Raw genomic sequence first — 232 nt, 5'->3', positions numbered from 1 at the left:
CCGCCCAATCCGGGCGGCCTTTTTGCTTTGGGGTGGCTGGTCACCAAAAACGGCTTTTCGCTGAGCCTTCCGGCTTGCGGTGGCGGGGAGTTTCGGGCAAACCCTCACCTCGCCTGAAGGGGTATAGCTCAGTTGGTAGAGCATCGGTCTCCAAAACCGAGGGTCGCGGGTTCGAGTCCTGCTGCCCCTGCCAGGCAAATTTTGTCCGACCCGGAGACATAGGTAACACTTT

The 232-nt window shown here is 59.5% G+C and carries 1 tRNA gene; it reads left to right on the top strand.

The window, feature by feature from the left end:
* The first annotated feature begins 117 nt into the window (after positions 1–117).
* A tRNA-Trp gene (locus tag HY26_RS04140) sits at positions 118–193 on the top strand.
* Positions 194–232 lie beyond the last annotated feature (39 nt).

This window comes from Hyphomonas sp. GM-8P (genome assembly GCF_003263315.1).
Taxonomy (GTDB): domain Bacteria; phylum Pseudomonadota; class Alphaproteobacteria; order Caulobacterales; family Hyphomonadaceae; genus Hyphomonas.
This window is presented reverse-complemented; position numbering and strand designations above follow the sequence as displayed.